1 protein-coding gene is annotated in these 1,657 nt (G+C 40.6%); it reads right to left on the bottom strand.

The window, feature by feature from the left end:
• Window positions 1-29: 29 nt before the first annotated feature.
• Window positions 30-1,541, bottom strand: coding sequence for an IS1634 family transposase (locus ACFSKV_RS18935; RefSeq protein ID WP_380806458.1), 1,512 nt, complete (start codon window positions 1,539-1,541; stop codon window positions 30-32).
• Window positions 1,542-1,657: the final 116 nt, after the last annotated feature.

The following is a 1,657-nucleotide window of genomic DNA, read 5'->3' as shown; positions in this document are numbered from 1 at the left end:
TCCTGACTTCGACACTGGGACACCCAAAATCAAAAATTGAACATTTTTGCCAGTTTTCGCTGACTCTCGTTCAAAAGCAAGGTCTTTCTCAGCTTTTTCCCTGAAGATTTGAGTTGCATTTCAACAGTGTAAATCCCTTTTGCTATTTCTATTGCTTTTTGCGGTGAGAGTTTGGATCCTTTTTCAAGCAGCTGACGTTCCAGCTCTTTATACACTTTATAAGCAACGAAAGCGATGCTTATATGAGCTTCTATTCGGCGTTGTCTGTAATGAAAAACCGGCCTGACTTTGATTTCGTTTTTGGTTATCCTGAAGGCCTTTTCTATCTTCCAGAGGTTGTTGTAATTCTCGATGACTTCGTCTTTGTCAAGGTTTGTGTTTGTAATATATCCTTTGAGCCCATCCCATTTTCCATCCTGTTCAAACCTAACCATATCCAGGGCAATCTTTACCTCTCCTTCCATTTTAAGATACTTATTGTAGCCCCTGTTATTGATGTGGCTTTTTTTGAGCTTCCCGGTTTTTAGTTGTTTCTCAAGCTTTTTGAGCCCCTTCTCCCTGTTGATTCTGTCCTTTTTGGCTCTCCTGTCTGAATAACTGACAACCATTCTGAGTCCGTCCTCCCAATCCAGCAATCTGCTCTCACCGTTTTCAAGTTCAAGGGCCAATATCCTCTCTTTCCTTTTATCTGCAGAAGTTCTTAGTCTTGCTCCCAGAATAAACCCGTATCCGTTGTCGAGCAGCTCTTTGACATTGTTTTTTGAAAGCAATCCTGAATCAGCAACAACAATCGGAGCTGGTAAGCTATACTTTTTCCTAAAAGTCTCTATGACAGGGATCATGGTATGTCCTTCAAACTTATTGCCCTCAAAAATCTCATAGGCCAGTGGATATCCTTCCAGTCCAACAAGCAGTCCCAAAACTACCTGGGGATTCTGGTGCTTACCTTCCTTGGAAAACCCGGTCTTTCTCAGATCATCTTCCTGATCCACTTCAAAATATAGGGTGGTGACATCGTAAAAAACGATATTGATACTCCCTCCAAGTATTCTCTTGGTGTGTTCAAAGCTGATTAGCTGGATTGTTTCCTTATAATTGTTGTAAAGCCTGTCCATGTACCTGTACAGGTCCTGAACCTGAAACTCAAGCCCGTGATAGGTGAGCAGGTAATCGCAGGTCTTCAGTTTGCTGGCAGGAAAACTGATTCTGGAATAGACAAGCCATCTAAAAATATCATCTTTGATTACATTGAACCCAATATCACTGAAAATCTTATTCAGAAGCAGCTCTGTACCTGAGACAAGGATGTTATCCACGCTTTCCAAGACAGAATCGGCAATACGTTCCTCATCATTGAACGGAATATCAAGAGTGCCTTTATAGTTTTTAATCCATTCTTCTCCAAGAGAAACAAGTCTTTCAACTTCAGACTCAACGGAACTGCTTCCAATCGTTTTGGCGACCCTGTATTTACCCTTAATCTTCTCGATTACCTGAACACTGATCTTTCCACTTTTATTGGGTTTTCGGCGTACAAACATGTCTAAAAATAATAAAAAACATATCTGGGACACCCAAATCAGCAACCCGAAAATTACAAAATATTAAATATCAATTACTTATAATCAAATGGGACTGACGACTGTCGAAGTCAGGA

Source organism: Shivajiella indica (assembly GCF_042683085.1).
Classification (GTDB): domain Bacteria; phylum Bacteroidota; class Bacteroidia; order Cytophagales; family Cyclobacteriaceae; genus Shivajiella; species Shivajiella indica.
The sequence above is the reverse complement of the archived record's forward strand: the minus strand, read 5'-3'. Positions and strand labels throughout refer to the sequence as shown.

Coding starts and splice junctions, on each gene's coding strand:
- ACFSKV_RS18935 (WP_380806458.1), bottom strand. CDS start 1,541: ATGTTTGTACGCCGAAAACCCAATAAAAGTGGAAAGATCAGTGTTCAG.